The organism is Kitasatospora sp. NPDC043949, from assembly GCF_056435365.1.
The window spans coordinates 70,648-95,017 of sequence record NZ_JBWKEQ010000026.1; the positions used below are offsets into that span (position 1 = coordinate 70,648).

The 24,370-nt window shown below is 74.2% G+C and carries 25 protein-coding genes and 1 pseudogene; 9 read left to right on the plus strand and 17 right to left on the minus strand.

Going from position 1 to position 24,370, the window contains the following annotated elements; all coding sequences use genetic code 11:
* Positions 1-92 precede the first annotated feature (92 nt).
* Positions 93-1,367: an FAD-dependent monooxygenase gene (locus AC07AL_RS22005; RefSeq protein ID WP_478317972.1), complete on the plus strand. Its 1,275-nt coding sequence runs from the start codon at positions 93-95 to the stop codon at positions 1,365-1,367.
* Here the strand turns inward: AC07AL_RS22005 and AC07AL_RS22010 are convergent.
* Entirely contained in the window at positions 1,351-3,216 is a 1,866-nt protein-coding gene (locus AC07AL_RS22010; protein ID WP_478317973.1) for a hypothetical protein, read from the minus strand. The two genes, AC07AL_RS22005 and AC07AL_RS22010, sit on opposite strands and share 17 nt — an antisense overlap.
* A 327-nt stretch (positions 3,217-3,543) precedes the next feature.
* On the opposite strand from AC07AL_RS22010, the gene AC07AL_RS22015 reads away from it, so the two are divergent.
* Both AC07AL_RS22015 and AC07AL_RS22020 read left to right on the plus strand, forming a co-directional pair.
* Positions 3,544-4,173, plus strand: a complete 630-nt coding sequence (locus tag AC07AL_RS22015) for a CBS domain-containing protein (RefSeq protein ID WP_363582613.1) — start codon at positions 3,544-3,546, stop codon at positions 4,171-4,173.
* Positions 4,174-4,339: 166 nt separating this feature from the next.
* Positions 4,340-4,990: a LamG domain-containing protein gene (locus tag AC07AL_RS22020; RefSeq protein ID WP_363582615.1), complete on the plus strand. Its 651-nt coding sequence runs from the start codon at positions 4,340-4,342 to the stop codon at positions 4,988-4,990.
* A 10-nt stretch (positions 4,991-5,000) separates the two neighbouring features.
* Here the strand turns inward: AC07AL_RS22020 and AC07AL_RS22025 are convergent, their stop codons facing one another.
* Positions 5,001-5,372 (minus strand): hypothetical protein, encoded by a 372-nt coding sequence (locus AC07AL_RS22025; protein ID WP_363582617.1) that lies wholly within the window; start codon positions 5,370-5,372, stop codon positions 5,001-5,003.
* Positions 5,373-5,528: 156 nt separating this feature from the next.
* Between AC07AL_RS22025 and AC07AL_RS22030 the strand changes: the two genes are divergently transcribed.
* Positions 5,529-5,870 (plus strand): SHOCT domain-containing protein, encoded by a 342-nt coding sequence (locus tag AC07AL_RS22030; RefSeq protein ID WP_363582619.1) that lies wholly within the window; start codon positions 5,529-5,531, stop codon positions 5,868-5,870.
* A gap of 119 nt (positions 5,871-5,989) precedes the next feature.
* Here AC07AL_RS22030 and AC07AL_RS22035 read toward each other — a convergent pair whose 3' ends face one another.
* On the minus strand, positions 5,990-6,400 hold the full coding sequence (locus tag AC07AL_RS22035; protein WP_363582621.1) for an organic hydroperoxide resistance protein: 411 nt from the start codon (positions 6,398-6,400) through the stop codon (positions 5,990-5,992).
* A gap of 117 nt (positions 6,401-6,517) precedes the next feature.
* On the opposite strand from AC07AL_RS22035, the gene AC07AL_RS22040 reads away from it, so the two are divergent.
* The 3 genes from AC07AL_RS22040 to AC07AL_RS22050 all read left to right on the plus strand — a co-directional run bounded on the left by AC07AL_RS22040 (position 6,518) and on the right by AC07AL_RS22050 (position 8,506).
* The gene (locus AC07AL_RS22040; RefSeq protein ID WP_363582623.1) at positions 6,518-6,991 is read left to right on the plus strand and encodes a MarR family winged helix-turn-helix transcriptional regulator; all 474 of its coding nucleotides are present in this window, start codon (positions 6,518-6,520) and stop codon (positions 6,989-6,991) included.
* Positions 6,992-7,247: 256 nt separating this feature from the next.
* Complete coding sequence (locus AC07AL_RS22045) at positions 7,248-7,820, plus strand: RNA polymerase sigma factor (RefSeq protein ID WP_350882705.1); 573 nt, start codon at positions 7,248-7,250, stop codon at positions 7,818-7,820.
* A complete protein-coding gene (locus AC07AL_RS22050) occupies positions 7,817-8,506 on the plus strand; it encodes a hypothetical protein (protein WP_363582625.1) in 690 nt (229 codons plus the stop codon). Before AC07AL_RS22045 ends, AC07AL_RS22050 begins: the two co-directional genes overlap by 4 nt.
* Before the next feature lie 107 nt (positions 8,507-8,613).
* Here the strand turns inward: AC07AL_RS22050 and AC07AL_RS22055 are convergent, their stop codons facing one another.
* The 5 genes from AC07AL_RS22055 to AC07AL_RS22075 all read right to left on the minus strand — a co-directional run bounded on the left by AC07AL_RS22055 (position 8,614) and on the right by AC07AL_RS22075 (position 13,058).
* The gene (locus AC07AL_RS22055) at positions 8,614-9,282 is read right to left on the minus strand and encodes a GAP family protein (RefSeq protein WP_363582627.1); all 669 of its coding nucleotides are present in this window, start codon (positions 9,280-9,282) and stop codon (positions 8,614-8,616) included.
* A 296-nt stretch (positions 9,283-9,578) separates the two neighbouring features.
* Positions 9,579-11,003: an argininosuccinate synthase gene (gene argG, locus AC07AL_RS22060; RefSeq protein ID WP_063350707.1), complete on the minus strand. Its 1,425-nt coding sequence runs from the start codon at positions 11,001-11,003 to the stop codon at positions 9,579-9,581.
* Between the two features lie 238 nt (positions 11,004-11,241).
* Entirely contained in the window at positions 11,242-11,772 is a 531-nt protein-coding gene (locus AC07AL_RS22065; RefSeq protein ID WP_363582629.1) for a hypothetical protein, read from the minus strand.
* Positions 11,773-11,847: 75 nt separating this feature from the next.
* Complete coding sequence (locus AC07AL_RS22070; protein ID WP_363582631.1) at positions 11,848-12,456, minus strand: rhomboid-like protein; 609 nt, start codon at positions 12,454-12,456, stop codon at positions 11,848-11,850.
* A 146-nt stretch (positions 12,457-12,602) separates the two neighbouring features.
* Positions 12,603-13,058: a protein kinase family protein gene (locus AC07AL_RS22075; protein WP_400805756.1), complete on the minus strand. Its 456-nt coding sequence runs from the start codon at positions 13,056-13,058 to the stop codon at positions 12,603-12,605.
* Between AC07AL_RS22075 and AC07AL_RS22080 the strand changes: the two genes are divergently transcribed.
* The gene (locus AC07AL_RS22080; RefSeq protein ID WP_363582635.1) at positions 13,045-13,752 is read left to right on the plus strand and encodes a rhomboid-like protein; all 708 of its coding nucleotides are present in this window, start codon (positions 13,045-13,047) and stop codon (positions 13,750-13,752) included. The genes AC07AL_RS22075 and AC07AL_RS22080 overlap by 14 nt on opposite strands.
* 64 nt (positions 13,753-13,816) lie before the next feature.
* Here the strand turns inward: AC07AL_RS22080 and AC07AL_RS22085 are convergent, their stop codons facing one another.
* Positions 13,817-14,707, minus strand: coding sequence for a YhjD/YihY/BrkB family envelope integrity protein (locus AC07AL_RS22085; RefSeq protein ID WP_363582637.1), 891 nt, complete (start codon positions 14,705-14,707; stop codon positions 13,817-13,819).
* A gap of 180 nt (positions 14,708-14,887) precedes the next feature.
* Entirely contained in the window at positions 14,888-15,217 is a 330-nt protein-coding gene (locus tag AC07AL_RS22090; protein WP_478317974.1) for a hypothetical protein, read from the minus strand.
* Between the two features lie 261 nt (positions 15,218-15,478).
* Between AC07AL_RS22090 and AC07AL_RS22095 the strand changes: the two genes are divergently transcribed.
* Positions 15,479-17,086, plus strand: a complete 1,608-nt coding sequence (locus AC07AL_RS22095) for a YDG/SRA domain-containing protein (RefSeq protein ID WP_478317975.1) — start codon at positions 15,479-15,481, stop codon at positions 17,084-17,086.
* A 159-nt stretch (positions 17,087-17,245) separates the two neighbouring features.
* On the opposite strand, the gene AC07AL_RS22100 is transcribed toward AC07AL_RS22095, so the two are convergent.
* From AC07AL_RS22100 to AC07AL_RS22130, 7 genes and pseudogenes are all read right to left on the minus strand, one after another.
* A complete protein-coding gene (locus tag AC07AL_RS22100; protein WP_363582641.1) occupies positions 17,246-17,626 on the minus strand; it encodes a VOC family protein in 381 nt (126 codons plus the stop codon).
* A gap of 274 nt (positions 17,627-17,900) precedes the next feature.
* Complete coding sequence (locus tag AC07AL_RS22105) at positions 17,901-18,854, minus strand: STM4011 family radical SAM protein (RefSeq protein ID WP_478317976.1); 954 nt, start codon at positions 18,852-18,854, stop codon at positions 17,901-17,903.
* Positions 18,851-20,182: an STM4012 family radical SAM protein gene (locus AC07AL_RS22110; protein WP_400984943.1), complete on the minus strand. Its 1,332-nt coding sequence runs from the start codon at positions 20,180-20,182 to the stop codon at positions 18,851-18,853. Before AC07AL_RS22110 ends, AC07AL_RS22105 begins: the two co-directional genes overlap by 4 nt.
* 131 nt (positions 20,183-20,313) lie before the next feature.
* Positions 20,314-21,138 (minus strand): annotated as a pseudogene (locus AC07AL_RS22115) (STM4013/SEN3800 family hydrolase); the annotation flags it as partial.
* Between the two features lie 47 nt (positions 21,139-21,185).
* Positions 21,186-22,325 (minus strand): STM4014 family protein, encoded by a 1,140-nt coding sequence (locus AC07AL_RS22120; protein ID WP_478317977.1) that lies wholly within the window; start codon positions 22,323-22,325, stop codon positions 21,186-21,188.
* 15 nt (positions 22,326-22,340) lie between these two features.
* Complete coding sequence (locus AC07AL_RS22125; RefSeq protein WP_363631346.1) at positions 22,341-23,282, minus strand: STM4015 family protein; 942 nt, start codon at positions 23,280-23,282, stop codon at positions 22,341-22,343.
* Positions 23,283-23,361: 79 nt separating this feature from the next.
* The gene (locus AC07AL_RS22130; RefSeq protein WP_363631344.1) at positions 23,362-24,318 is read right to left on the minus strand and encodes an STM4015 family protein; all 957 of its coding nucleotides are present in this window, start codon (positions 24,316-24,318) and stop codon (positions 23,362-23,364) included.
* Positions 24,319-24,370 lie beyond the last annotated feature (52 nt).

The window sequence follows — 24,370 nt, forward strand, 5'->3', positions numbered from 1 at the left end:
TGCTCGTCCGACCTAACTGCGTCTACCGTACACAGCAGAAAACGGTATCCACCGGACACAGTTTCTCGACCCTCTCGGACGGAGTGGTTCCCATGAGCACCAAGGTCCTGATCTCGGGCGCGAGCATCGCCGGCCCCGCCCTGGCCCACTGGCTCGGCCGGTACGGCTTCGAGGTCACCGTCGTCGAACTCGCCCCGGCGCTGCGCGGCGGCGGCCAGAACGTCGACTTCCGCGGCCGCACCCACCTGACGGTGCTGGAGCGGATGGGCGTCCTCGACGAACTGCGCGCGCTCGACACCGGCGGCAGCCCGATGACCTTCCTCGGCGCAGACGGCCGTCGACTCCTGCACCTGCCCGCCGAGTTCGCGGGCGGCGAGCTGGAGATCCCGCGCGGCGAACTCGCCCAGCTGCTGTACCGGCACAGCCGCGCCCGCGCCGAGTACGTCTTCGGCGACTCCATCACCGCCCTGGAGGAGACCCCGAGCGGTGTGCGGGCCGCCTTCCGGCACGGCGCGCCGCGCGAGTTCGACCTGGTGATCGGCGCCGACGGGCTGCACTCCAACGTCCGCCGGCTCGCCTTCGGCCCCGAGCAGCGCTACGTCCGACACCTCGGCTACTACGCGGCCACCTGGCAGTTCCCCAACGACCTCGGCCTGGCGCCCGGTTCGGTCGGCCTCAACGTCCCCGGCCGGCTCGCCTCGATCGGCGCCGACCACCGCGACCCGGCCCGCGCGGGCGCCTTCTGCCTCTTCGCCTCGCCCGAACTGCGCTACGACCGCCATGGCCCGGAGCAGCAGAAGGCCCTGGTGCGGGACGCCTTCGCGGGCCTCGGCTGGGAGGTGCCGCGCCTGCTGGAGAGCCTGCGGCACGCCCCCGAGCTCTACTTCGACTCGATCAGCCGCACCGACGTCCCCACCTGGTCCAGCGGCCGGATCGCCCTGCTCGGCGACGCGGCCTGCGGCGCCACCATCGGCGGCATGGGCACCGGCACCGCCGTGGTGGCCGCGTACGTCCTGGCCGGCGAACTGGCCCGGGCCCGCGGCGACCACCGCACCGCCTTCGCCCGGTACGAGCGGCTGCTGCGCGGCTACGCCGAGGGCTGCCAGAAGGGCGGGGACCGCACCGGACCGTTCCTGGCGCCGCGCACCGCCACCGGCCTGCGCGTGCGCAACGGGCTGCTGAACCGGCGCTGGGTGCTGAACCGGATGCTGGAGCTCGGCAAGCAGGTCTCCAGCGTCGAGCTGCCGGACTACGAGCTGCCGAAGAGCGAGCTGCCGTGCGACGAGCTGCCGAAGAGCGAGCTGCCGGGCGACGAGCTGCCGGAGTACGCGCGCGAGTCGGCCGGCCGGTTCAGCGCGGCGGGCTGATCCGGGTGCCGCCGTCCAGGGCCGCCTCCACCTGGACGGTCGCCCGGGCCGGGCGCTCGACGGCCAGCGTGTGGTCCGGGACGGGCCGGTCGGCGGACCAGTCCGGGCCCTTGACGGCGAGCCGGGTGACCCGCCGGCTGCCCGCCGCGAGCAGGAACTCCGCTCCCTGCGGGGAGCGCCACCAGGCCCAGCCGACGACGTCCTGCTCGAACCGGCTGCACGCCCGCCCCGGGCCGCCGCCGGTGCGCTGCGGGCCGCGGGCGGTCGGCAGCAGGACGGCGGTGGCGGCGCTGCCCTCACCGGTCCAGCGGTCGGCGCGCAGGCAGACCCAGGACGCCGAGCCCGCGTTCTGCGGCAGCGGCTGCACCGCGAAGGCCCACAGGTTGAGCTGCTTGACGCCCGGCGTGCCGTCCGGGACGGCGCAGCCCGCGCGGGCCCAGGCCAGCAGCGCGTCCTGGCCGGTGGCCTCGCGCGGCTCGCGGGCCGGCTGGGCGCGGTCCGGCGGCGGGGAGTAGGTGAGGTGCGCGGGGACGAGCCCGCCGAGGTCGGTCAGCAGGAAGGCGTGCTTCTCGGCGATGGCGGGGGAGGAGTGCAGCTGGAGAACCGTGGCGCCGTGGCAGTCCGCGAGCCCGCCGCCCGGGACCGCCGCCGTGACCCCGTCAGGGTGGTCCAACGGCCGCGCGGGGGAGTCGGGTTGGTCGATCCGGCGGGTCTCGGCGGCGTCCACCCAGGGGGCCAGCAGATAGCGCACGGCGGTGCCCTGGCGACGCAGCACCACCGCGCCCGCCGTGGTCACGTCCGAGTCGTCGGCCCGGGCGAGGTCCAGGCCGCCGTCGCGCCCGTCGGCGTAGCGGGCGAGCCGCCGGCCGTCGAACAGCACCACCAGGGCGGTGCCGTCGACCGTCCCGGCGAACAGCAGGGCCGGCGGGGCGACGGGCGGCGTGGCGTCCACGCCCGGCTCGCCGCGGGTCTGCGGGCCGGGCCGCTCCCAGGCGGCCAGGGCGCGGCCGAGCAGCGCGCCGTCGTCGCGGCGGTCGCCGCGGGCGGGCCAGGCGGTGAAGTCGACCCGCGCGGTGTGCTGCCACCGGTCCGGCTCGACCCGGGTCAGGCGGGCCGGGTCGGCCGCGGTGCCGGACGGGGCGGGCGCGGGGCGGGCCACGGGCGCGGCCGGCCCGGAGTCGGCCACCACGGCCGCCGTCGTGCTGAGTCCGAGCAGGCCGACCAGCAGCGCGGCGCTCCACGTCCGGCGGCGGCGCAGCAGGTCGGTGGGCTGGACCCGCACCGCGCACGGGTCGAAGGCGGGGGGCTCCGGGTCCGCCCCGGCGGTCACGCCGGCCGCCGCCGCGACGGCCTCCTCGGGGTGCTCGACCCCGGCCCGTCGCAGCGCCCCGGCCGTCTGCTCCGGCGTCAGCCCCTCCACCGCGCGTAGGGCGAAGGCCGCCCGGGCGGGGGCGTCGAGGGCCGCGAGTGCGCGGTCCAGCGCCGCGTCCTCCTCGCCGCCGTGCGGGGTGAACAGCCGCAGTCCCCAGATCCGGGGAGCGGGCAGCCGCCGCGCGGGGTGCGGCCGCAGCGCGGCGCGCAGCACCCGCAGGCGCAGTGCGGCGTACACCGGGTCCTCGTCCGCCGCCGGCGGACCGGCCGGGCGGGTCCAGCGGGAGGGCAGGGCGCGCTGGACGGTCGCGTGCGCGGCCAGCACCCGGCTGTGCCGGTCCCGGTCGGCGGGCAGCGCGAGGTACGCCAGCCGGGCCAGCCGGCGGTAGTGGCGCACCAGCGCGGCTTCGGCCTGGGCCACCGGGCGCGCCGCGGCGCCCTGCGCCGACGATGCCGCGCCCATCGTCCGTCCTGCCAACGTGCCCTCCCCGGATGCCGTTCGTGCTGTCGTGGTGGACGGTCCAACGAGTCGATCATGTGATGGTTGCGCCGTCCGGGTCACCGGGTCGCCGGATCGCAGGGTCGGTGGTTTCGGCGAGGCGCCGGGCAGGCGGTGGTTCGGCACGGTGTCGGATCCGCGTTCGGCGGGCGGGCCCAAGGTCCCACCCGTTCAGCCCCTTGGCCCCTGGCGGCCCGTGCCACCGGGCGCGATGCTGCCGGTACCGGTCGGGACGATCCGCGCCCGGCCGCAAGAGTGTCGTGGACGAGGTGAACCGGCGTGCGGCATGCCACCGTCGAATCTGTGATGACCAGCCCCGTGGTCCGGGTTGCGCCCGAGACCGGCTTCCGGGAGATCGTCGCGCTGCTGACCGAGTACGACATCACCGGGGTGCCGGTGGTGGACGCGGAGGGGCGGCCGCTCGGGATCGTCTCCGAGGCCGACCTGCTGCGCACGCTGGCCGCGCAGGAGGATCCGGGCGCTCTGTTGCCAGCCCCCGAGGCGGCGCAGGCCGGCCCGGGCGGTGCCGTGACCGCGGCCGACCTGATGACCGGGCAGCCGGTCTGCACGACCCCCGGGACCAGCGTGGTCGCGGCGGCCCGGTTGATGAGCCGGCACGGGCTGAAGCGGCTGCCGGTGCTGGACGAGGACGGGCGGGTGACCGGCATGGTCAGCCGCGGGGACCTGCTGCGGGTCTTCCTACGCGAGGACGTGGTGATCCGGCGGGAGATCGTCGAGGAGGTGCTCGGCCGGATCGACGGGGTGAGCCCGGCGGAGATCGGCGTCGAGGTCGATCAGGGCCGGGTGGTGCTCAGCGGTACGGTGCCCGAGCCGTACCTGGTCCCGATCGTGCTCAACCTGTGCCGCTCGGTCGACGGCGTGGTCTCGGTCACCGACCGGCTCGGTGCGGGCGGGACGGCCGCTCCGGTGGGCTGATCCGTCGATCCGTCGATCCGTCGATCCCGAGATCCTGCGATCCGACCGCTGCGCGCTGCTCCGGCCCAGGCTTTCCGCTCCGCATACTGCGGAGCGTATCGGGTAACTCACCCTGTGTGCCTGGCGGGTCGAACTGCCGGGGCGCCGGAGCACAGGGGAGGCGGCCGTGGCGGTCGTGTTCGACGCGGACTTCACTTCGGCCAGACAGTGGACCGCCGGGCGCAGCAGTGCCTACCCCCGGATGGGGCCGACCAACCGGAGCGACCACAAGCTCGACTATCTCGGCCGCGGCTACTGCCCGGGCGGCGTGTTCAGCGCCACCCGGCGGCTCGTCGGCGGGCTCTGGACGTGCAACCTGCTCACCACCGAGGGCAGTCCGGACGGCTTCCAGGCCCGCACCGGCGACCAACTGTCGGCACGCATCACGCTGCCCGTCGGGCTGGGTGCCTGGCCGGCCGTCTGGACCTGGCGGGGCGGCGGCAACGAGGTCGACCTCTTCGAGTACCACCCCGACCATCCGGACCTGTTGGAGTTCTCCAACCACGTCCGGGGCGGGTACCGGTACTGGCACGGCGCCGGCTCGGGGATCGCACCCGGGGCGACCTTCGACCTGCGGGTCGTGCTCGGCGCGAACTCGGTGGACTGGTACGTCGGGGACGAGCTGGTCTACGCGGACCTGCACGGGGTCGGTCCCGCCTGGCAGGCGTACCTGATCGTCAACCTGTCGGTCGCGGACGGCACGTACCACGACCGGCCGCCGCTGCAGGGGCCGGACCGGCTCAGCTGGGTCTGCCACAGCCTTCAGGTCGAGCGCTGAGCGTCCCGTCTCACGGGGCGAAGGTGGCGGTGACCGGGCCGCGCGGGCCGGAGCGCTGGAACCAGACCGTCCGGCGGTGCGCACCGATGTGCGCGGGGTGGGCCACGTACAGGTCGTCGCGCGGGGCGCGTTCGTTGCCGGGGGCCAGGGCCGCGTCCACGGCGCGTGCGGCGATGGCGCGCAACAGGGCGGTGGCGGTCGCTTCGGCCGCGGGCGGTGCGATGGCGAGCACGGTGAGTTCGGCCCAGAGCGCGGTGGAGACGTAGCTGATCGGGGAGTGGCCGAGCGCGGGGTGGGGGCGGTGGTCCCCGTGGCGCCGCAGCACCCCGGCCGCGACGAGCTGCTCGGGCGAGCGGTCGTCGGCCGGCGGGTGGTGGTTCATGGGCGGCAACGCTACCCCGGTGGGCCGGGCGCTGAGCGCCGGAACGTTTTCTCAGGCTTTCTTCAGGGCGCTTCGGTCCGGTGCGGGCGCACGATGGTGGTGAGGCGCTGGTCACCTCGGCGGGCCCCGGCTACGGGGCCGGAGGAGGAGGTCCCGATGAGGTACTGGCACGGACACGGCCACGTTCTGGGTGGCTGGGGCATCGGCGTGATGGCGATCTTGACTCTGCTGGTCCTGCTGGTCCTGGTGCTCGCCGCCATCGCCCTGTTCCGGTACGTGTCGCGGTCGCGCCGGCCGCTGCCGCACGGCCCGGCGGGTCCGGGTGCGGCGGCTTCGGGTGCGGCGGGGCCGGGGTGGGGCGCGCCGCACGGCGCGGTGGCCGGGCCGACGCCCGAGCAACTGCTCGCGGAGCGGTTCGCGCGTGGCGAGATCGACACCGAGGAGTACCGGCACAGGCTCGACACGCTGCGCTCGGTGAACGGGCCGGGTGACGGCTGAGCCGGGGCGCGGGCGGGCCCGCCACACGGTGGTACGTGTGGCGGGCCCGTCTGTGGTGGCGGCCTGGCCGGCGTTTGCGTAGCCCGTTCGGCCTACTCGGCGTGCGTGGCCTGCTGGGCCTATTCGACGACCAGCTCGACCGGGATGTTGCCGCGGGTGGCGCGCGAGTACGGGCAGACGTCGTGCGCCTGCTTGACCAGCTGCTCGCCGGTCCCGTCCGCGAGCGCCTCGGGCAGTTCGACGCGCAGCACGACGGCCAGGCCGAAACCGGCGCCGTCCTTGCCGATGGACACCTCGGCGGTGACCGAGACCTCGCTGGTGTCGACCCGGGCCTGGCGGCCGACCAGGCCGAGGGCGCTGGCGAAGCAGGCCGCGTAGCCGGCCGCGAACAGCTGCTCCGGGTTGGTGCCCTGGCCGCTGCCGCCGAGAGCGGGCGGCATCGCCAGCGCGAGGTCCAGCTGCCCGTCGGAGCTGACGGCGCGGCCCTCCCGGCCGTTGGCGGTGGCGGCTGCGGTGTAGAGCGCGTCCATGGTCGGTTCCCTTCGTGTGTTCCGGCGGCCGCCCGGGCCGCCCTCTGGAGATAAGTAGAGCACGCAATTCAATTGCGCACAACTAAATGGCGTGAGGGTGATCGGTACCATGGAGCCATGACCACGCTCCCCGGCATGGCGGACGAGGAACTGCTCCGCCTCGACCAGCAGATCTGCTTCTCGCTGAACGCGGCCTCCCGGGCCTTCGGTGGCGTCTACCGGGTGCTGCTGCGTGACCTCGGGCTCACCTACCCCCAGTACCTCGTCCTGCTCGTGCTCTGGGAGGACGGCGACCTGCCCGTCAAGCGGATCGGCGAGCGCCTGCGGCTCGACTCCGGCACGCTCTCCCCGCTGCTCAAGCGGCTGGAGGCGGCCGGACTGGTGCGGCGCGAGCGCAGCCCGGAGGACGAGCGGTCGGTCACCGTCAGCCTCACCGCCGAGGGCTCCGCCCTGCGCGAGCGGGCCGGACAGGTGCCGCGCCGGCTGTTCGACGCGACCGGGCTGCCGGTCGAGGACCTGGCCGCGCTGCGCGTACTGCTGGAGCGGGTGACCGCCGCGCTCGACTCGGCGGTGGTGGAGCCGGCGCCGTAGTCGCGGCATTCGCCCTGTCAAGTCGGACGGCCCGCAGCCTGTGACGTGGGTCACGTGCGCCTGGGTCCCGGGCTCCTGTCGGGGCCGAACCGGCAGGTCAGCGCCGGTGTTCGAAAGTGAACGGAAACGGTCGCCAATTGTCCGCCCGATCCGGTCAACAACCCGGGCCGCCCGGACGGTTACACCACGAGCCCCCAGGGGCCGTCGGCGTGCCACCCGGTGGGCCGGCCAGCTGACCCACGAAAGGGGGGCGCGTGTGCTGAACACCCCCGGGCCGGGCGAGAAGCGGGACCTGCGGGCGGACCCGCTCGGCGCGCTGCCGGCCGACTTCGAGGCCTTCTTCACCCGCGAGCACCCGGGCTACCTCCGGTACGCCCAGCAGCGCCTGCGACATCGCGAGGACGCGCAGGACGCCGTCCAGAACGCGGGCGCCACGCTCTACAAGAACTGGCGCCGCGCCCTGGCCAGCGCCGACCCGCAGGCCTTCGCCTTCAAGGTCGTCAAGGACGCGGTGGTGGACCTCCTGCGCGAGCGCCGCCGCGCCGAACGCAAACGGCTGCGCGTCATCGCGCAGCGCCGGCCCGACACCAGCCAGGACGAACTGGACCAGCTCGCCGAACTCGATGCGCTGGACTGGGCGATGGAGGAACTCGCGCGCGCCGCCCCGGTCCAGGCCGACGTCGTCCGGCTGCGCCAGGCGGGCCTGTCCTACCCGGACATCGGCCGCAGCCTCGGCATCGCGCACACCACCGCCCGCACCTACTACAGCCTCGGGCGACGCCACCTGGAGTACCTGCTGGAGCAGCCGGACGACGGGCAGGCGCCGTGAAGGTCACCGAACTGCTGCGGGCGGACGCCGCCCTGCTGGAACGCGAGTTCCGCGACCACGACCCGGCCGCCTTCACCCGTCGGCTGGCCGAGCGGCTCGCCGCCGCCCGCCGGCCCGCGCCGCCTGCCCGCGAACGCCCGGCCCGCCCGCCCGCGAACGCCCGGCCGCCGCACGCCTTCGGCGAGCCCCCGTGGGCCGGCGGCCGGACGGAGCTCCGACGCGACCTGCGGCACCTGTGCGCCACCGTGGCGGGCGCGGTGGAACCGGGCGAACTGGCGCTGGACCTCGAACTCGCCGAGAAGACGGCCTTCCGCACCCTCGGCTGCCTGCTCTACGGGATGGGCCGCACCGCGGACGGCGTCTTCTGGTGGCGGATCGCGACGCAGTACGGCGACCGGCTGGCCGTGCACTGCCTGGCCGTCCACTATGCGGCCGAGGGCGAGACCCGGGACGCGGCCCGCTGGGCCGCCCAGGCCGAGGACCTCAGCGCCCCCGGCCACCTGCCCGCCCTGGCCCCGGACGCCGGGCCGGGCGGTGCCGCGCAGCTGGCGCGGGAGCTGGCCGAGCGCTACGACGGCGAGATCCTGCTGACGCTCAGGGACGTGTTGGCGGTGCGCCCGGGGGCGGACGGCGGACGGCTGGGCCTGCGGTCGGTGCGGGGGAGAGGGGTGGTGCGCATCCGGTGAGCCGGGCGCTGGTGGGTGGAGGGCTGTGGTGGTGTGGGGCCCGGCGGCTCTGACAGCGGGCCGGCCGCCGAGGGGCGGCTCACGCGAGCCCGGTGATGAGGGCGGGCTCACGCGAGCCCGGTGATGGCGTCGCCGACGTACTCGGCCCCGATCACGGCCAGCACGGTGGTCGTGATCGCCGTGCTGTGGGTGGCCAGCCAGGCCTTCCACTCCCCGAGGGTCCGCGCCGAGCGGTCCCCGCGGAGCAGGTGGACCCCGAGCGGAAGCAGCGTGCACAGCGAGCCGATCAGCACCATCAGCGCGGCGGCCACCACCGTGCCGCCGATCCCGGCCGTACTGGCGGCGATCGAGGCCGCGCCGCCGACGGCCAGTGCCAGGTTCTTCGGGCCGGTCGTGACCAGGGCCACCGCGAGACCGGCCGACCGGCCCGCGCTGAAGCGGCCCACCTCCCGCATCCACCTCGGCGGCGCGGTGACGTGCCCCGCGCGGGGCCGGTCGCGCCACCGCTTCCAGGTCATCAGGACGAACAGGACGCCCAGCGCGAGCTCCAGCCAGTACGGCCAGTCCGGCCGGCCGCCACCCGAACCCAGTGCTCTGCCCGCCGCCACCACGACCGCCACCACCGCCGCCAGGCCGGCCGCCCAGCCGGCCGCGAAGGCGAGCCCGATGGTCCGCCCGCGCGGTGCGGCCAGCATCAGGACCACCGCGACCAGCGCCGGCGGGCTGATCGCGATGCCCACCGCCGACGCCAGCATCGAACCGACCGCCTCGCCCATCCCGCTCCCGCCTCCTCGCCGTCGCCCGGGCTCGCCCGGCGGGGCCGCCGTCCGGGCCCGCCTCCGGTGGAGCCGCTGCCCGGGGCGTCCGGTGAAGCCGTCGCCCGGGCCCTGCTCCCGCCGGGCACACGTCTGCCCCATTCAGCTACGCCCGGGGCCGCCGTGCACGGCCGGGGCCGCTGTGCGGGTGAGGCCCGGAGGGCTCAGGCCCGGAACGGCCGCAGCTCGCCCGGAACCGCCGAGGGCCGCCGCACCGGTGTGGTGCGGCGGCCCTCGGACGTGGTCACGGCAGCGGATCAGTCGTTGCCCGACTCGATCGCAGCGCTGTCGAGCGCGGTGGACTTGGCCGCCAGCGCCTCGGCGTCGGGGCCGGCGGCGGCGATCGGTGCCGCCCCGCCGGGCGCCAGCTCGCCGATCAGGCCGCTCCACGGCGCCAGCTGGCCGTGCACCGCGTACTGCTCCAGCTTGCTGCGCGAGTCGGCGATGTCGAGGTTGCGCATGGTCAGCTGGCCGATGCGGTCGTCCGGGACGAACGCGGCGTCGACGCTGCGCTCCATGGACAGCTTCTCGGGGTGGTAGCTGAGGTTCGGGCCCTGGGTGTCGAGCACCGAGTAGTCCTGGCCGCGGCGCAGTCGCAGCGTGACGCTGCCGGTGACCGGCTGGCCGACCCAGCGCTGGAGGCTGTCGCGGAGCATCAGCGACTGCGGGTCGAACCAGCGGCCCTCGTACAGCAGCCGCCCGAGCCGACGGCCCTGGGTGTGGTAGGTGGCGACGGTGTCCTCGTTGTGGATCGCGTTGAGCAGCCGCTCGTAGGCGGTGTGCAGCAGCGCCATGCCGGGGGCCTCGTAGATGCCGCGACTCTTGGCCTCGATGATGCGGTTCTCGATCTGGTCCGACATGCCCAGGCCGTGGCGCCCGCCGATCCGGTTGGCCTCGTGCACCAGCTCGACGGCGTCGGCGAACGCCCGGCCGTTGATGCGGACCGGACGGCCGAACTCGAACTCGATCGTCACGTCCTCGGTCTGGATCTCGACCGCCGGGTCCCAGAAGGCCACGCCCATGATCGGGCTGACGATCTCCATCGAGGTGTCCAGGTACTCCAGCCGCTTGGCCTCGTGGGTGGCGCCCCAGATGTTGGCGTCGGTGGAGTAGGCCTTCTCGGCGGAGTCGCGGTACGGCAGGTCGCGCTCGGAGAGCCAGGCGGACATCTCCTTGCGGCCGCCGAGTTCGGTGACGAACCGCTGGTCCAGCCACGGCTTGTAGATCCGCAGGCTGGGGTTGGCGAGCAGGCCGTAGCGGTAGAACCGCTCGATGTCGTTGCCCTTGTAGGTGGAGCCGTCGCCCCAGATGGAGACCTCGTCCTCGCGCATCGCGCGGACCAGCAGGGTGCCGGTCACGGCGCGGCCGAGCGGGGTGGTGTTGAAGTACGTCTGCCCGGCGGAGCGGATGTGGAAGGCACCGCAGGCGAGGGCGGCCAGGCCCTCCTCGACCAGCGCCGCCCGGCAGTCGACCAGCCGGGCCTGCTCGGCGCCGTAGGCGCGACCGCGGGCCGGGACGTCGGCGAGGTTCGGCTCGTCGTACTGGCCGATGTCGGCCGTGTAGGCGTAGGGGACGGCGCCGTGCTCGCGCATCCACGCGACGGCGACGGAGGTGTCCAATCCACCGGAGAATGCGATGCCGATCCGTTCACCGACCGGCAGCTTGCTCAAGACCTTCGACATGCATGCACCCTTGACCCGCGAGGCGCGGGCTCCTGACTTAGCGACGTGTGAGGGGATTCGGCGTATCCGATGCCCGCACTCTGGCATAGGTTTGCAGAGTATCGCAAGAGCATACGATCGGCTCGGCGAGGGGTGGCCGCTCCTGTTGCCGCCCCTCGCCGTGGCCGATCGGTGGTCGCCTGGCCTCAACCCGGCTTTCTCCCAGGCGCGTTGGGTGGCCGGACGCCGGGGAGAGGAGTCAGGAGGCGCTGTCGGCGTCCGGCCCCTGGGCGCGCAGGCGGCGGACGTTCTCCAGCGACTCGCGCAGTTCGGTGAGCCAGGTGTCGGAGTGGCGCTGCACCAGGCGGACGCACCAGGCGAGCGCCTCGCTGCGGCTGCGGGCGACGCCCGCCTCCACCAGGGTGTCGAGCACCTGCCGTTCGGGCTGGCGCAGCCGGGTCATGACGGGGGCGGAGACGGTGGTGAACATGCCCCTCAGGTCGCCGCACTCGGCGCCCCAGGAGACCTTGCGGCCGTAGCGGCGCTCGGCCTCCCGGGCGACGGCGATCCGGGCGTCCCTGGTCCGGTCGCGGAACTCGGCGATCCGGCCCTCGGACGCCGCTTCGCGCTCGGCGTCCGAGGCCGTCCGGTCGAGGGTGGGCTCGGTGATGCGGCCGACGACGGTGATCTCCTCGCGGTCCGCGGTGATCTCGACGAGATCGGTGAACAGGTCGGCGGGGAGGCGGCCGGTGAACCACCCCCGGAGCTCTTCGGGTGAGGTTGTAATCATGTAATCAGCATTACTCGGGGTGGGGGTGATCGCAAGACCCCGGGGAGGAGCGCCGGGGGGAGTGTCGGAGGGCCGTCAGCGTGCGGCGGAGACCGGCATCCGGGCCCGGGCCCGGATGCGCAGCCAGGGCGTCCGGGCGGCCAGTGCGCCGAGGCCTAGCGCCACCAGGTGCCCGGCGTCGGCCAGTTGCTGGTCCAGCGCCCAGGTCACGGCCAGCCCCAGCCCGAGCGCGGGCAGCCCGAACCGGCGCAGCGGGGCCGGGCCCAGGGCCAGCAGGCAGCCGGCGGTGCCGACCAGCCCGTAGCTGATCCCGACGTCACGCGCCCGGGACAGCGCCCCCGGGATCCGGGCGGTGAGCATCACCCACATGGCGCCCTCGGTGAGCAGGGTGGCGCCCAGGTGGCCGAAGACGAAGACCGCGCCGGCCCGGGCCGGGCCCCAGCGCCACTCGGCCAGGCCCAGCACCACGGCCACCGCCGCGATGCCCGCCCAGGCGGGCACCCCGTCGACCACCAGCCCGCTGGTGAACATCGTCCACCACTTGCCGACCTCCATGTGGTGGACGTTGCTGCTGTTGTGCCGGACGAACCGGGCCCGGGCGCCGTGGCTCTGGCCGGCCAGCCAGCAGGCCGTCGCGGTCAGCAGCAGCACGTACACCGTGGTCAGCCGCAGTCGGTCCGCCACGCGCAGCGCCGGGTGCCGAGCTCCGGGACCGGCGTCGATACCCGCAGGTGCGGTCGTCGTGCCGCGCTCGCTCATCGTGCCCGTCGCCCTCGCTGTGCGGTCCCGGTGGTGCCGCCCGGCAGCCCCCGGCGGCCCGTTCCGGGCGGTCAGAGCGCCAGCGTACGCCAGCCCCGGGTGATCTCCTCGCGGACCGAACTCGCGTTCGGTGCCGGGACGCCCGGGGCCGGAGCGGCCGTCAGCAGCTCCAGCAGCGCCGCGCCGTCCGCCGGGCGCCCGGCCGGGTCGGCGTTCAGCGCGCGGACCACCACGGCGGCCGGCGCCGGGTCCAGGGCGTGGACGGCGGCCGGCGCGGCGGGCTCGGGCCCGGTGTCCACGATCCGCCGGATCACCGCGCCCGTGCTGGTCGCCGCGAATGGGCTGGCGCCGTGCGCCGGGTCGGCCTGGGTCGGGACGTGCGCCGGGGGTTGCTGGGCCCCGGCGGCCGGTGCGTAGACCGTCCGCGAGACCCGGTCACTCGAAGGGCGCACCGCGTAGACGCGCCGGGGGCCGCCCCGGGTGAGGGTGAAGGGAACCGTCGAGGAGGCGCCGATGACCGGTGGCACCACCAACGCGCCCGGACACCGGCGCCCCTGGTGGGCACGCCTCGCGCACGCGGTCCGGACCTACGTCCGCCGGGCCCCGGGCACCTACGTCTGGCTGGCGATCCTGCTCGCCACCACACAGGTGATCCGCCACGTCGACAGCGCGACCGCCGACCGGATCCTGGAACGGCGCTCGACCAACCTGCACCACCTCCAGGTCTCACCGGTGCGCGTGCTGATCACCAGTGCGCTGTGGATCGCGGGCGGCGGCTGGCTGAGCTACTTCCTGCTCTACAACCTCTTCCACGTACCCGCCGAACGCTGGCTCGGCACCCTGCGCTGGATCTCGGTGGCGATGATCGCGCACGTCGGCGCGACCTACCTCAGCGAGGGCCTGCTCGGGTGGGCGATCCACCGCGGCATCGCCCCGCCGAGGGCCGTCTACACCCTCGACTACGGCGTCAGCTACGCGCTCGCCGGGGTGGTCGCGGTGCTCACCTATCTGATCGTGCGGCCCTGGCGGTACCTGTACGTGGCCGGCGTGCTGGTCTTCTACGGCCTGGGCGTCGCGCAGAGCCGGGACTACACCAGCATCGGCCACTTCAGCGCCGTGCTGATCGGCCTGGCCTGCTACCCGCTGACCCGGGACCGCCCGGGCTCCTGGGACCCGGTTGCCACGGGCCGGCTCGTCCGACGGCGGCTGCGCCGGCGTTGACGGTGGTGGTGGTGGCGGCGGTGGTGCTTGGTGGCTGCTCCGTGGTGGTGGCGGCGTCGACGGATCAGCCGGTGCGCGGGGGGTCCGGGGCGGGCGTGCCCAGGTAGACGTTCAGCGGGGGCCCCTGGGCCAGCACCGCCCCCGCCGTGACGGAGAAGGTGACGGCGGCGCAGAGCGCGATCAGCCAGGACAGCAGTATCAGCACCAGCCCCAGCGAACCGTACTGGGCCAGACTGCGGTTCAGCGCGCCCGGCATGTAGACCCGGGCGGTCAGTGACATCGCGGTGGCCGCGGCGGCCGTCAGCAGCGCGCCGGGCAGCAGCGGCAGCCAGCCGACCCGGGCGCTCAACAGCAGGTGGGTGGTCCACCACCAGACCACCAAGGACGCCGCGAAGGTGAGCGGCAGGCCCAGCCAGAAGCCGACACCGAAACCGTCCCGCAACGAGCCCTGGAAGAGCAGCACCGTCAGCCAGGCCACGATCCACAGCAGCCACCGCCAGGCCGCCGCCCGGGTACCGGCCTTCGGCAGCCGCCAGGCGTGCTCGCAGACCCGGGCCACCGCGCGGCTGCAACTGGTCGCCGACAGCAGTGCCATCAGCACGCCGATGATTCCGGTGGTGCCTCGCAGGTCCCCGGTGCCGTACAGCGCCTGGCGCAGCTCCTGATCCGAGGCGCCGGAGACGCCGAACAGCGCGCGGAGCGAGGCCACCAGCTGGTCCCGCACATCGGGCGGGGCGAACGCGGCCACCGCGAACAGCAGTGGTACGGAGGTCAGGAAGATCTGGGAGGCCATCCGGGTGGCGGCGTCCAGCAGTCCGGGGGAGAGCAGCCGGGCCGTCAGCTCGGTGATCACCGGGAAGCGCCGCTCGGCCTCGACCCGTGCCCGCTCCCACTGCCCGCGGCCCCGGGCCAGCCGCTCCCCCCAACGGCCGGCGGCCTCCCTCACCGACCTCATCCCTCGGTCCTCCCGCAGCGGGGCAACGATCCGCCCCAGTCAAGGCCAGCCCGGCCCGTCCCGCCACCGGAGGTGTCCGTCCGCAGGCGGGTGGGCGGCGTCGGGCGGCGGCATCGGGTGTGGGGATCGGGGACGGGGAACGGGGACGGGGAACGGGTGTGGTGTGGTGTGGTCGTGGGTCTACCGTCGGGGCGGCGGGCTCATGGGGCTCGTGGGACTCCGCCCGATGAGCGTGTTGAGCACGTTGAGGGCCGCCTTCTTGCGCTGGGCCTTGCGCGACCGGACCGCCGGGCAGACGACCCCGAAGAAGAACAGCAGCACCACGACGAGGCTCGGGGTCGCCGAGATGATCGCGATGGTGTTGTTGCTCTGGAATCCGGCCGCGACCGGGCCTGCGCCGGTCGCGGCGACTCCGGCCGGAGCGAGCCAGCGGGGGCCCGGTGCGGGCGGTGCGGTGCCCGTGGCCTGGACGCTTCCGCCCGACGCGGGAATCCCCGTACCCTCGTGCATGTAGTTCTCCGGGTGTTGATGGGGCTACGAGTGATGACGGCTTCCTGTTGACGCAGGGAGCCGTCGCTCCGTTGTGGGGCGTACGGCTCGTACCGACAGTGGCTACGATGACAGAGCCGTGGAAGGCCAAAAAACCGCAGAAAACATCGCGGGACTTGAGAAAGTTGATGTTGGTCCAGGTCAGAGGCGCACTGGCGTCATCGATGTGACTCACATCACAGGAAATGGGAGAGGAACTGTGAGGAATCTCACGGTGGGGATATGGCGCGCAGGCTCCCGCTGAGTGGAACGGGCCCGCTGGTCTCCTTCGCCCGCGAGCTCCGCGAACTCAAGGAACGCTCCCGGGGCACGGTCGAGACGGTCGTCGCGCGAGGCGCCTCGCGGACGGCGGTCTACGCCGCCCTGAACGGATCCCGCCTGCCGAGCGCCAAGAACCTGGACGCCATGGTCGAGGCGTGGGGCAGCGGCAGCGAGCTCGAACGGCGGCAGTGGCGCGACCGGCGACGTTCCGCCGAGGAAGGCCTCGCGGAGGCGGCCCGGCGGCAGGGCGCGGCGACGGCCGGCCGCACACCCGAGGAGGAGGACTTCACTCGCGCGCTGCGCGGACTGTGGAGCAAGGTCGGCGACCCGTCGACCGAACGGGTGGCGCGCCACTGCGACCTGAGCGCGCGAACCCTCGACTCCTACCTGGACGGACGGACCATTCCGACGGAGTCGCGGCTTCGCGAACTCTTCGACGGGCTGTCCGCGCTGCGCGCCGATGACAGCGCCTGGCTGGCGGCCACCCGGGACACCTTCATCGGGGAGGTGCTCTTCCGCGCCCAGACGGCGCGGCAGGAGGAGCGGGCGAGGGTCAGGGAACTGGCCACGGCCCTCCCGGAAGGGCAGGCTCCCGTCGAGTTCGGCCCGTTCCCCGACGGCATCGGGCCGGTGCCGGGCGTACGACTGGGCCAGGAGTTCGACAACCGGCGGACGCTCTCGCTGGCCGGTGTGCACCGGCCGCTCCAGGCCGGTATCTGCGGTCTGCGAGAGCTCGGCGCGGAATCGATCGTGGTCTCCGGTGGGTACGAGGAGGGCGAGGACCTCGGTGATGTGATCCTCTACACCGGGGAGGGCGGGCGAAGCCCGCAGACGGGGCAGCCGGCCCGGAACCAGCAGCTGACGCGCGGCAACGCGGCCCTGGCGACGAGCGCGGCGACCGGGGCCCCGGTTCGCGTGGTCCGGGGAGTCACCACCGCGACCCGCTCCTTCTACCGCTACGACGGGCTCTTCCGGGTCGAGGACCTCTGGTCCGAGACCTCCTCCGACGGTTTCCTCGTGTGGCGGTTCCGCCTGGTCGCCCTTCCCCCGGCCGAACAGGCTGCGGCAGTCGCCCGGGTATCGGATCGGGTGACGGCTCAGGTAGCGGCTCCGGTGACGGATCGGGTATCGGATCGGGTGACGGCTCCGACGGATGAGGACGGCCGGGAGGCGGGGCCGGTCCGATCCGCGACATCGATCGAGCGCGTCGTCCGGAACACCGCGATCGCCACCCACGTGAAACGTGCGCACGACTACACCTGCCAGGTGTGCGGTGTCCGCATGGTGGTCCCGGGCGGCGCCTACGCCGAGGCCGCACACATCACGCCCCTGGGGAGACCGCACCACGGGTCGGACACCGTCGACAACGTTCTCTGCCTGTGTGCCAACCACCACGTGCTGTTCGACTTCGGCATGCTGATCGTCAACGACGACCTCACGGTGGTGAGCCGCGACGACAGCTCCGTGCTGGGCCGGCTGCGAGAGGCGGCGGATCACGTCGTCGACCGGAAGCGCCTCGCGGAGCACCGGCTGCGGCACGGGGTTCCCCGGCACGAGGGCATGCGCTGACCCCTGTCCGGGCCGGGCAGGAGCAGAACCGGTTGTGCTGGCCCAGCCGTTGCGGTGAGGGCCGGTCGTCCGGCGGTCGCGAGGCTGCTGCCCCGCCCGCTCGTGGTGAGCGGGCGGGGCAGCGGATTCGGCCCGGGGGGTGGGGATTGGGGGGTTGCGCTACCGGCTGACGGACTGGGCCAGGCAGAGGATGTTGCCCTCGCTGTCCTTGAACCAGGCGGCGCGGAGGTTGTCGCGTTCGGCGATGCCGTTGACGGTCTTCAGCCCGGGGAAGTCGTACTCCTCGAACGTGATGCCGCGCTCACGCAGGGCCGACATCGCGCCGTCGAGGTCGGCGACCTTGAAGCTGGCGAGGGTGTGGGCGGCCTGTCCGCCGCTGGGGGTGTGGTAGATCGTGAACTGGGTGCCGCCGCAGTCGCAGACCAGTTCCTCGTCGGTCTCCTCGGCGAGCTTGAGGCCGAGGGTGTCGGTGTAGAAACTCCTCGCGCGGGCGAGGTCGGCGGCGGGGATGACGGCCTGCAGTGGTGCGTCTCCAAGCATGGTGCTTCGCCTCCTCCTGCTTCCAGGCTAGGGACGTTGGCGGGCGGGCGCCCACGGGGGCGGGGGCGGCGATGGGAAGTGGTGGGCGGCGGCGGGGCGGGCTGGAGTCGGCGGAGCCGGGGCGTGTGCGGGCGGTCGCCGGGTGTCGCCGCGCTCGGAGAGGTGCGGTCGAGCGGGACGAGCGGGGCGCGGAGGGTCCTGCACGGTCGTTCGTGTGCTTTCGCGGGTGGCGGCCCCGTCCGGCAATCGGGTTGTCGCGTCCCGCCGCCCGGTCTCAGCCGCGCTGTGGCCAGTCGTGTGGCACCCGCTCCAGCACGCCGGCGCCGAACAGCTCGTACAGCGGCAGGGTCTCCAGGTGGACGTAGCCGATGTGGCAGTCGCAGACCGGCAACGGGCAGCCGCGCGCCCGCAGCTGGGTGCGGTAGGAGCCGTCGTACAGGTTGCCGAGGACGTCCCGGACGAAGTGGCAGCGGCGGACGGTGCCGTCGCCGTCCACGGAGAGCACGGACTCACCGGTTCGGCAGGGGCGGTCGGCGCTGGGGTGGGCGTGCCGGCTGTAGGCGAAGTGCGGGTCGACGGCCGCCCAGTCTGCGGCCTCGGCGTCGGTGTAGGTGCGGCCCTCGGCGGCGTTGACCCAGAGGTAGACGCCTGCGGCGAGCTCGGCGCGCAGCCGGCGGGCCTCGGCCAGGTGCTCGGGCTGGCCGACCACGCCGACGCTGTAGCACACGCCCATGGCGTCCAGCTCCCGGCACTTGGCGAGGAAACGCTCCCGGGTGACCTGGCCGGGGTGGTACGTCACCCAGAGCGCGAGGGTGTCGGGATCGGCGTCGGCGAGCCAGTCGGTCCGGCAGCTGAGGTTGGTCTGGATCGCCACCCGGCGTACGTGCGGGAGCCGACTCAGCTCGACCAGCGCCCGTCGGTACCAGGACCGCACCAGGCCCTCGCCCCAGGGCGTGAACAGCAGGGCGAGGGTGTCACCGCTGCCCGCCCGGCCGGCCGCCCAGCCGGTGAACCGCTCCAAGGCCGCGCGGTCGGCGCGCAGTTGATCGGGTGTGTCGCGGCGCTTGGCGAACGGGCAGTAGGGGCAGTCGTAGTCGCAGGAGGCGAGCGGGCCACGGTAGAGCAGGGTGAGGTCGCGCCCGCGGTCGGCCGCGTCGGTCGGTGCGCTCTCGGCGCTCGGTGTGCGCGGTGCGGGCGGGGTGGTGGACGGCAGGCCGAGGAAGGTCATTTCGCCTCGTAGGCCGTCATCAGGGCCCGGACCTCGGGCGAGAACAGCATCGGCCCGGCCGCGTCCGAGTGCGCCAGGCCCTCCGGGCTGAGCACCAGGCGGTCCCGGTCATCGGCGAGCCAGCCGCGCGCGGTGAACTCGGCCAGTTCCGCCGGGAAGTCGGCGGCCGGTGTGCTGCCGAACCGGGCCCGGTAGTCGGCCAACGGCATGCCCTCGGCCTGGAGCAGCGACTGCACCAGGTGCCGCCGGCGTGGTTCCCCGCCGCTCATCCGGTGCCCCACCTCGGCGTGGTGGAAGTCCTCGGTGGCGACGAAGTCGTCGATGATTCCGCGCACCTCGGTGGCGTTCACCGCGTAGTCGAAGGAGTAGTGCAGCCGCGAGGTGTAGGAGCGGGCGCCGCAGCCCAGGCCGACCATGCCGTCCGTCTGGCAGGCGTACTCGCTCGCCCCGGCCTGCGGGGAAGCGGCGCGGCGGAACATCCGCATCGACACCTGCTGATAGCCCTGGGCCAGCAGGTGGTCGCGGCCGGTGCGGTAGAGCGCGAGCCGGCGGGTGTCCCAGGCGGAGTGGCTCTCCTGCTCGCCGCGCCGGGCCAGGCCGGTGAGCGGGCGCACGTAGAGCGGGTAGAGGTACAGCTCCTCGGGCTGCCAGGCGAGCGCGGCGTCCAGCGAGTGCAGCCAGCTGGCCTCGGACTGGCCGTCGATGCCGTAGATGAGGTCGATGTTGAGCACCGGGAACCCGGCGGCACGGATCCGGTCGAGGGCGGCCTCCACCTCGGCCCGCTTCTGCGGGCGCACGGCGGAGCGGGCCTCGGCGTCGACGAAGGACTGTACGCCCAGGCTCAGCCGGGTGGTGCCCCGGGCGGCCAGGACCTCCAGCCGGTCGGCGGTCGAGGTGGCGGGGGAGGCCTCCACCGAGAGCGGTATCGCCCGCAGGTCGGCGCCCATCCGCCGCTCGGCGATGTCGCACAGCCGCTCCAGCTCGCGGGCCGTCAGGTAGGTGGGTGTGCCGCCGCCGAAGGCGGCCAGCGCGAAGCGCGCGCCTTCGTCCAGCGCGGTGCGGACGGCCACCGCCTGGCGCTCCAGGGCGTCCAGGTACGCGGTGGTCAGGCCCTCGGGGCTGCCGATCCTGGTGAACAGGTTGCAGAAGCCGCAGCGGACCTCGCAGAACGGGATGTGCAGGTAGAGCGAGAGCGCGTCCTGCGCCTCGCCGGCCCACAGCTCGCGCAGCCCCGGGCGCTCGGGCAGCGGGCGGTAGGCGGTCTTGTGCGGGTAGGCGTAGACGTAGGACTGGTAGGGCGAGTCGGGGCGCGGGGGTGCGGTGGTCATGCGCGCTCCTCGGTGGTGGTGGTGGCGGTGGTGGCGGTGGCAGGGACGGCAGCGGCGGCTGGGCTGGCCGCAGGAGCTGCAGGAGCTGCGGGAGCTGCGGGAGCTGCGGGGGCGGCGGGGTCGGCGGGGTCGGCGGGGTCGGCATCGGGGACGGCCGCGGGGATGGTGAAGTGGGCGTACGGGACGGTCCAGACCACCTCGTGGCCGATCCGGTGCCCGGTGTAGCCGTCCTCGCCGTACGCCGTGCCGTGGTCGGAGCAGACGATCGCGAAGCAGGGGCGGCGGGAGCTCATCGCCGCGAAGAGCCGGCCGATGTGGGCGTCCACGTACTCCAGGGCGGCGGCGTGGCTGGCCCGGGAGTCGCCGTGCTCACGGGTGGCGCCGGGCAGGTGGAACCAGTTGGGCTGGTGCAGCGCCGAGACGTTCAGGAACAGGAACAGCGGTTGCCCGACGGGCTGTTCGGCGGCGACCCGCTCCGCCCGGGCGACCTGCTCCTCGAAGGACGTCGGGGACGGCACGCCCATCCCGGGATCCCAGTGGCTCTCCTGGAACAGGCCGGGCAGTACCGAGCCGAGCGGGCCCTGCTTGTTGAAGAAGCCCACGCCGCCGATGCAGACCGTCCGGTACCCGGCGGCGGCGAGGGCGGTCGGCAGATCCGGTGCGTCGAACACCCAGGTGCGCGGGGCGGTGCTCTCGGAGCCGGCGAAGCGGGCCGCGAACAGGCGCGGGTGGGGGCCGTCGGGGGAGGCCGGGGTGGGCAGGAAACCGGCCAGGATCGCCTGGTGGGAGGCGTAGGTGAAGCTGCCGGGCGCGTGCCGGCGCTCCCAGCGGCCGCCGGGGAGGAAGGCGGCGAGGTGCGGGATCCGGCCTGCGGCGGCCAGCTCCTCGGCGACGTCGAAGCGGAGCGTGTCGAGCGTGACGAGCAGCAGGTCGTGCGTGCCGACGACCGCGTTCATGTCGGGGGTCGGAGCGGGAGCCTGGGTGTGGGGGGAGGTCTGGTGGTTCATCGGGAGGGTTCCGTGATCTGGTGGTCCGTCGGGGTGGGGAGGGGCGTTCCGGTGGTGCGGCCGGTGGCCCCGGTGAGGGCGGCGAGCTGGGCGCCGTAGGTGTCGAGGCCCTCGGCGGGGCCGCCGGGCAGGCCGGTGAGGTTGGGGAGCAGGTCGCCGAAGGCGTTGACCTCGCCGACCAGGGCGCGCCGCCAGCCGGCCGTGGGCAGGACGTCGACCCCGACCATCAACGAGCCGGGGAAGCAGGCCGCCGCGCGCTCGGCTGTCTCCAGCAGGGCAGGCCATGCGGGCCCGGCGGCCTCCCGGGCCAGGTCGAGGCTGCCCCGGGCGCCGCCGAGGTGCAGGTTGGTCATCGGTTGCGCGCTCGTGCGCACCACCGCGTGGGTGGCCCGGCCGGCGACCACCACCACGCGCAGGTCGGCCGAGCGGCCGGACTGCGCGGCCTTCGGGATCCACTGCTCGACGTGCAGCCCGTCCGGTGCCAGCCGGTCGATGATCTCGGCCACCTCCCGCTCGCCGCGGTACTGGCGGACCCGCAGCGAGTTGTGCAGCAGCCCGTCGGCCAGCTCGACCGAAGTGGTGGCCAGGACCTGCCCGCGCGGCCCGAACTGCAGGGCCGTCACCCCGGAGGCGGAGGAGCCGTGTGCGGGCTTGACGAAGACCCGTCGCAGGCCGGCCGTGGCCAGCCGCCCGCGCAACTGCTCCCAGCCGGTGACCTCGCCGCCCAGCGCCCGGGGTACCGGCACCCCGGCGGCGGCGAGGAGCGCGTGTGCCCGCCGTTTGTCGAACATCACGGCGATCTCCTCCGGATCGCCCAGCAGCCGTACGCCGGGGCGCCCGGCCAGCTCGCGCAGCGCGGCCGTCACCCCTGCGTACCAGGCGGCCGTGCCCTCGACCCGGGTCGGTGCGTAGGACGGGCCGAGCGCCGGGCCGCGCAGCAGTTCGTCGACCAGGGCCTCCTCGCCGGGCGACTCGATCCGCAGCAGGCCGTCCTCGGGCAGCCGGTAGTCGCCGCGCAGCACGTCCAGCCAGGGCAGGACGGCGGGCTCGGGCAGCCCGGCGGCCCGGGCGGCGGCGGCGAACAGCGTCACCCGCCGGTGCCCGGGATTGCCGAGGACGGTCAGCCGCGGTGTCATCGTGCCGTCACCCGCCTACTCGGCGACCGCGACGTAGCGGTCCCCGTCGTCCTCGTCCTCGTCGGGGTCCTCGGCCTCGGAGAGGTCGAGCGCGACCCCGGGCAGGGCCTCGGTGAGGCGCTGCTGCATCTCCTCGCCGACGTAGTGGTGGTGCAGGTCGAGGGCGCGCAGGTGGGTGAGCGGCTGGCCCTCCAGCAGGGCGGCGGCGCCGTCGTCGGAGAGCACGCCCATGGACAGGTCGAGCGACTCCAGCCGGGCCACCACGGGCGCGTGCGCGACGGCCGAGGCGATCTCGTCCTGGAACTCGCTGTTGGCCAGCCCGAGGTGGCGCAAGCTCGGGAGGCGGGCGCCGTCCAGGAAGGGGGCGAGGTCGTCGATCGTGGCGTCACCGCCGTACTCGTCCACGCCGAGCCAGAGCGTCAGGCGCTCCAGTGCCGGCAGCTCGGAACCCGCCACCGCCCGCACCACCCGGGCCGGCAGGCCGCCGGCCTCGAAGCGCAGCGCGGCCAGCCGGTCGTGCCGCACGGGCTGGAGGCTCAGGTCCGTGCCGCCGCGGACGGTCAGCTCGGTCAGCCCGGGGAAGGCCGTCAGCAGGGGGGTGACGTCGCCCATCTCCATCCAGGAGATCTCGCACTCGTCGTAGGTCACGTCCCCGAGGAAGAGCGCTTCCAGGGCGGGCAGGCGCTCCGCTTCCGCGGTGATGGCGGCGACGGTGGCGGCCACGGAGACGTAGTCGCCGCGCCACCAGGGGCCGATCACCAGGGCGCGGACTCCGGCAGGGTCGACGGTGTCGAGGAAGGTCTGCCAGAGCTGCGCGAAGTCGTGCTTCGCGTCGTAGTCCAGGGCGAGCCGCCAGGCGACCGAGCCGGCGGCGGGCGGCGTGCGGGTGCCGTCGTCGGGGGTGAAGTCGTGGATCGGCAGGTCGTGGAAGCGGTCGGGGTGGAGGGAGACGGTCATGTCGGTTCCAGACGGATGGGCGTGGTGGGCTGGTCGGTGCGGCGGTGCGGCGGCGTCGGGCGCGCGCGGTCGGTGACGGCTACTCGGCCACGGCGACGTAGCGCCACCGGTCGTCGGGCTTTCCGGCCTCGGAGAGGTCGATCTCGACGCCCGGCAGGGCCTCGGTGAGGCGCTGCTGCACCTCCCCGGTGAGGAAGTGGTGGTGCAGGTCGAGGGCGCGCAGGTGGGTGAGGGGCTGGCCCTCCAGCAGGGCGGTGGCGCCCTGGTCGGTCAGCACGCCCATGGCGAGGCTGAGCGACTCCAGCCGGGCCACCACCGGCGCGTGCGCCACGGCGGCCGCGATGTCGTCCTCGAACTCGCTGTTCTGCAGGCCCAGATGGCGCACCGCGGGGAAGCGTGTGCCGTCCAGGAAGGGGGCGAGGTCGTCCAGCGTGGCGTCGCCGCCGTAGTTGTCGACGCCGAGCCAGAGTTCGAGCCGCTCCAGGGCGGGGAAGTCGCAGCCGGCCACCGCCCGCACCACCCGGGCCGGCAGGCCGCCGGCCTCGAAGCGCAGGGCTCGCAGCGCCTCGTGGCGCACGGGTGTCAGCTCCAGGTTGTTGCCGCCGCGCACCACCAGCTCGGCCAGCTCGGGGTAGGCCGTCAGCAGCGGGGTGACGTTGCACATCTCCAACCAGGAGATCTCGCTCTCCTCGTACGTGACGTCGCCGACGAAGAGCCCTCGCAGCGCGGGCAGCCGGCCCGCCGCCTCGACGATCGCGGCCAGGGCGGCGTCGAGTTGCTCCGGCTCGTCGGAGAACCACGGGCCGATCACCACGGCCGTCACGCGCTCGGTGTCGACCGTGTCGAGGAACTGCCGCCAGCGCTCGGTGAAGGCCTCCTCGGAGTCGTAGTGCAGGCCGATCCGCCAGGCGGCCGACGCCGGCTCCGGCAGGGTCACGGCTGCCGCGTCGCCGCCGTCGGCGGCCTCGTCCAGGGCCTGGACGAAGTCGAAGACCGGGAGACCGTGGAACTGCTCGATGTGGTGGTTGACGGTCATGCGCTGCTCCTCAGGGGTCGGGGCCGAACACGTGTCTACCAGTCGGGTCCGA

Excerpts from the sequence above, each read along its gene's own strand:
- AC07AL_RS22130 (WP_363631344.1), bottom strand. The coding sequence starts at position 24,318 with ATGACCGTCAACCACCACATCGAGCAGTTCCACGGTCTCCCGGTCTTC.
- AC07AL_RS22040 (WP_363582623.1), top strand. The coding sequence starts at position 6,518 with ATGACCACGCTCCCCGGCATGGCGGACGAGGAACTGCTCCGCCTCGAC.
- AC07AL_RS22030 (WP_363582619.1), top strand. The coding sequence starts at position 5,529 with ATGAGGTACTGGCACGGACACGGCCACGTTCTGGGTGGCTGGGGCATC.
- AC07AL_RS22105 (WP_478317976.1), bottom strand. The coding sequence starts at position 18,854 with ATGACCTTCCTCGGCCTGCCGTCCACCACCCCGCCCGCACCGCGCACA.
- AC07AL_RS22125 (WP_363631346.1), bottom strand. The coding sequence starts at position 23,282 with ATGACCGTCTCCCTCCACCCCGACCGCTTCCACGACCTGCCGATCCAC.
- AC07AL_RS22085 (WP_363582637.1), bottom strand. The coding sequence starts at position 14,707 with ATGAGGTCGGTGAGGGAGGCCGCCGGCCGTTGGGGGGAGCGGCTGGCC.
- AC07AL_RS22015 (WP_363582613.1), top strand. The coding sequence starts at position 3,544 with ATGACCAGCCCCGTGGTCCGGGTTGCGCCCGAGACCGGCTTCCGGGAG.
- AC07AL_RS22110 (WP_400984943.1), bottom strand. The coding sequence starts at position 20,182 with ATGACCACCGCACCCCCGCGCCCCGACTCGCCCTACCAGTCCTACGTC.
- argG (WP_063350707.1), bottom strand. The coding sequence starts at position 11,003 with ATGTCGAAGGTCTTGAGCAAGCTGCCGGTCGGTGAACGGATCGGCATC.
- AC07AL_RS22080 (WP_363582635.1), top strand. The coding sequence starts at position 13,045 with ATGACCGGTGGCACCACCAACGCGCCCGGACACCGGCGCCCCTGGTGG.
- AC07AL_RS22090 (WP_478317974.1), bottom strand. The coding sequence starts at position 15,217 with ATGCACGAGGGTACGGGGATTCCCGCGTCGGGCGGAAGCGTCCAGGCC.
- AC07AL_RS22035 (WP_363582621.1), bottom strand. The coding sequence starts at position 6,400 with ATGGACGCGCTCTACACCGCAGCCGCCACCGCCAACGGCCGGGAGGGC.
- AC07AL_RS22095 (WP_478317975.1), top strand. The coding sequence starts at position 15,479 with ATGGCGCGCAGGCTCCCGCTGAGTGGAACGGGCCCGCTGGTCTCCTTC.
- AC07AL_RS22100 (WP_363582641.1), bottom strand. The coding sequence starts at position 17,626 with ATGCTTGGAGACGCACCACTGCAGGCCGTCATCCCCGCCGCCGACCTC.
- AC07AL_RS22055 (WP_363582627.1), bottom strand. The coding sequence starts at position 9,282 with ATGGGCGAGGCGGTCGGTTCGATGCTGGCGTCGGCGGTGGGCATCGCG.
- AC07AL_RS22120 (WP_478317977.1), bottom strand. The coding sequence starts at position 22,325 with ATGACACCGCGGCTGACCGTCCTCGGCAATCCCGGGCACCGGCGGGTG.
- AC07AL_RS22005 (WP_478317972.1), top strand. The coding sequence starts at position 93 with ATGAGCACCAAGGTCCTGATCTCGGGCGCGAGCATCGCCGGCCCCGCC.
- AC07AL_RS22025 (WP_363582617.1), bottom strand. The coding sequence starts at position 5,372 with ATGAACCACCACCCGCCGGCCGACGACCGCTCGCCCGAGCAGCTCGTC.
- AC07AL_RS22065 (WP_363582629.1), bottom strand. The coding sequence starts at position 11,772 with ATGATTACAACCTCACCCGAAGAGCTCCGGGGGTGGTTCACCGGCCGC.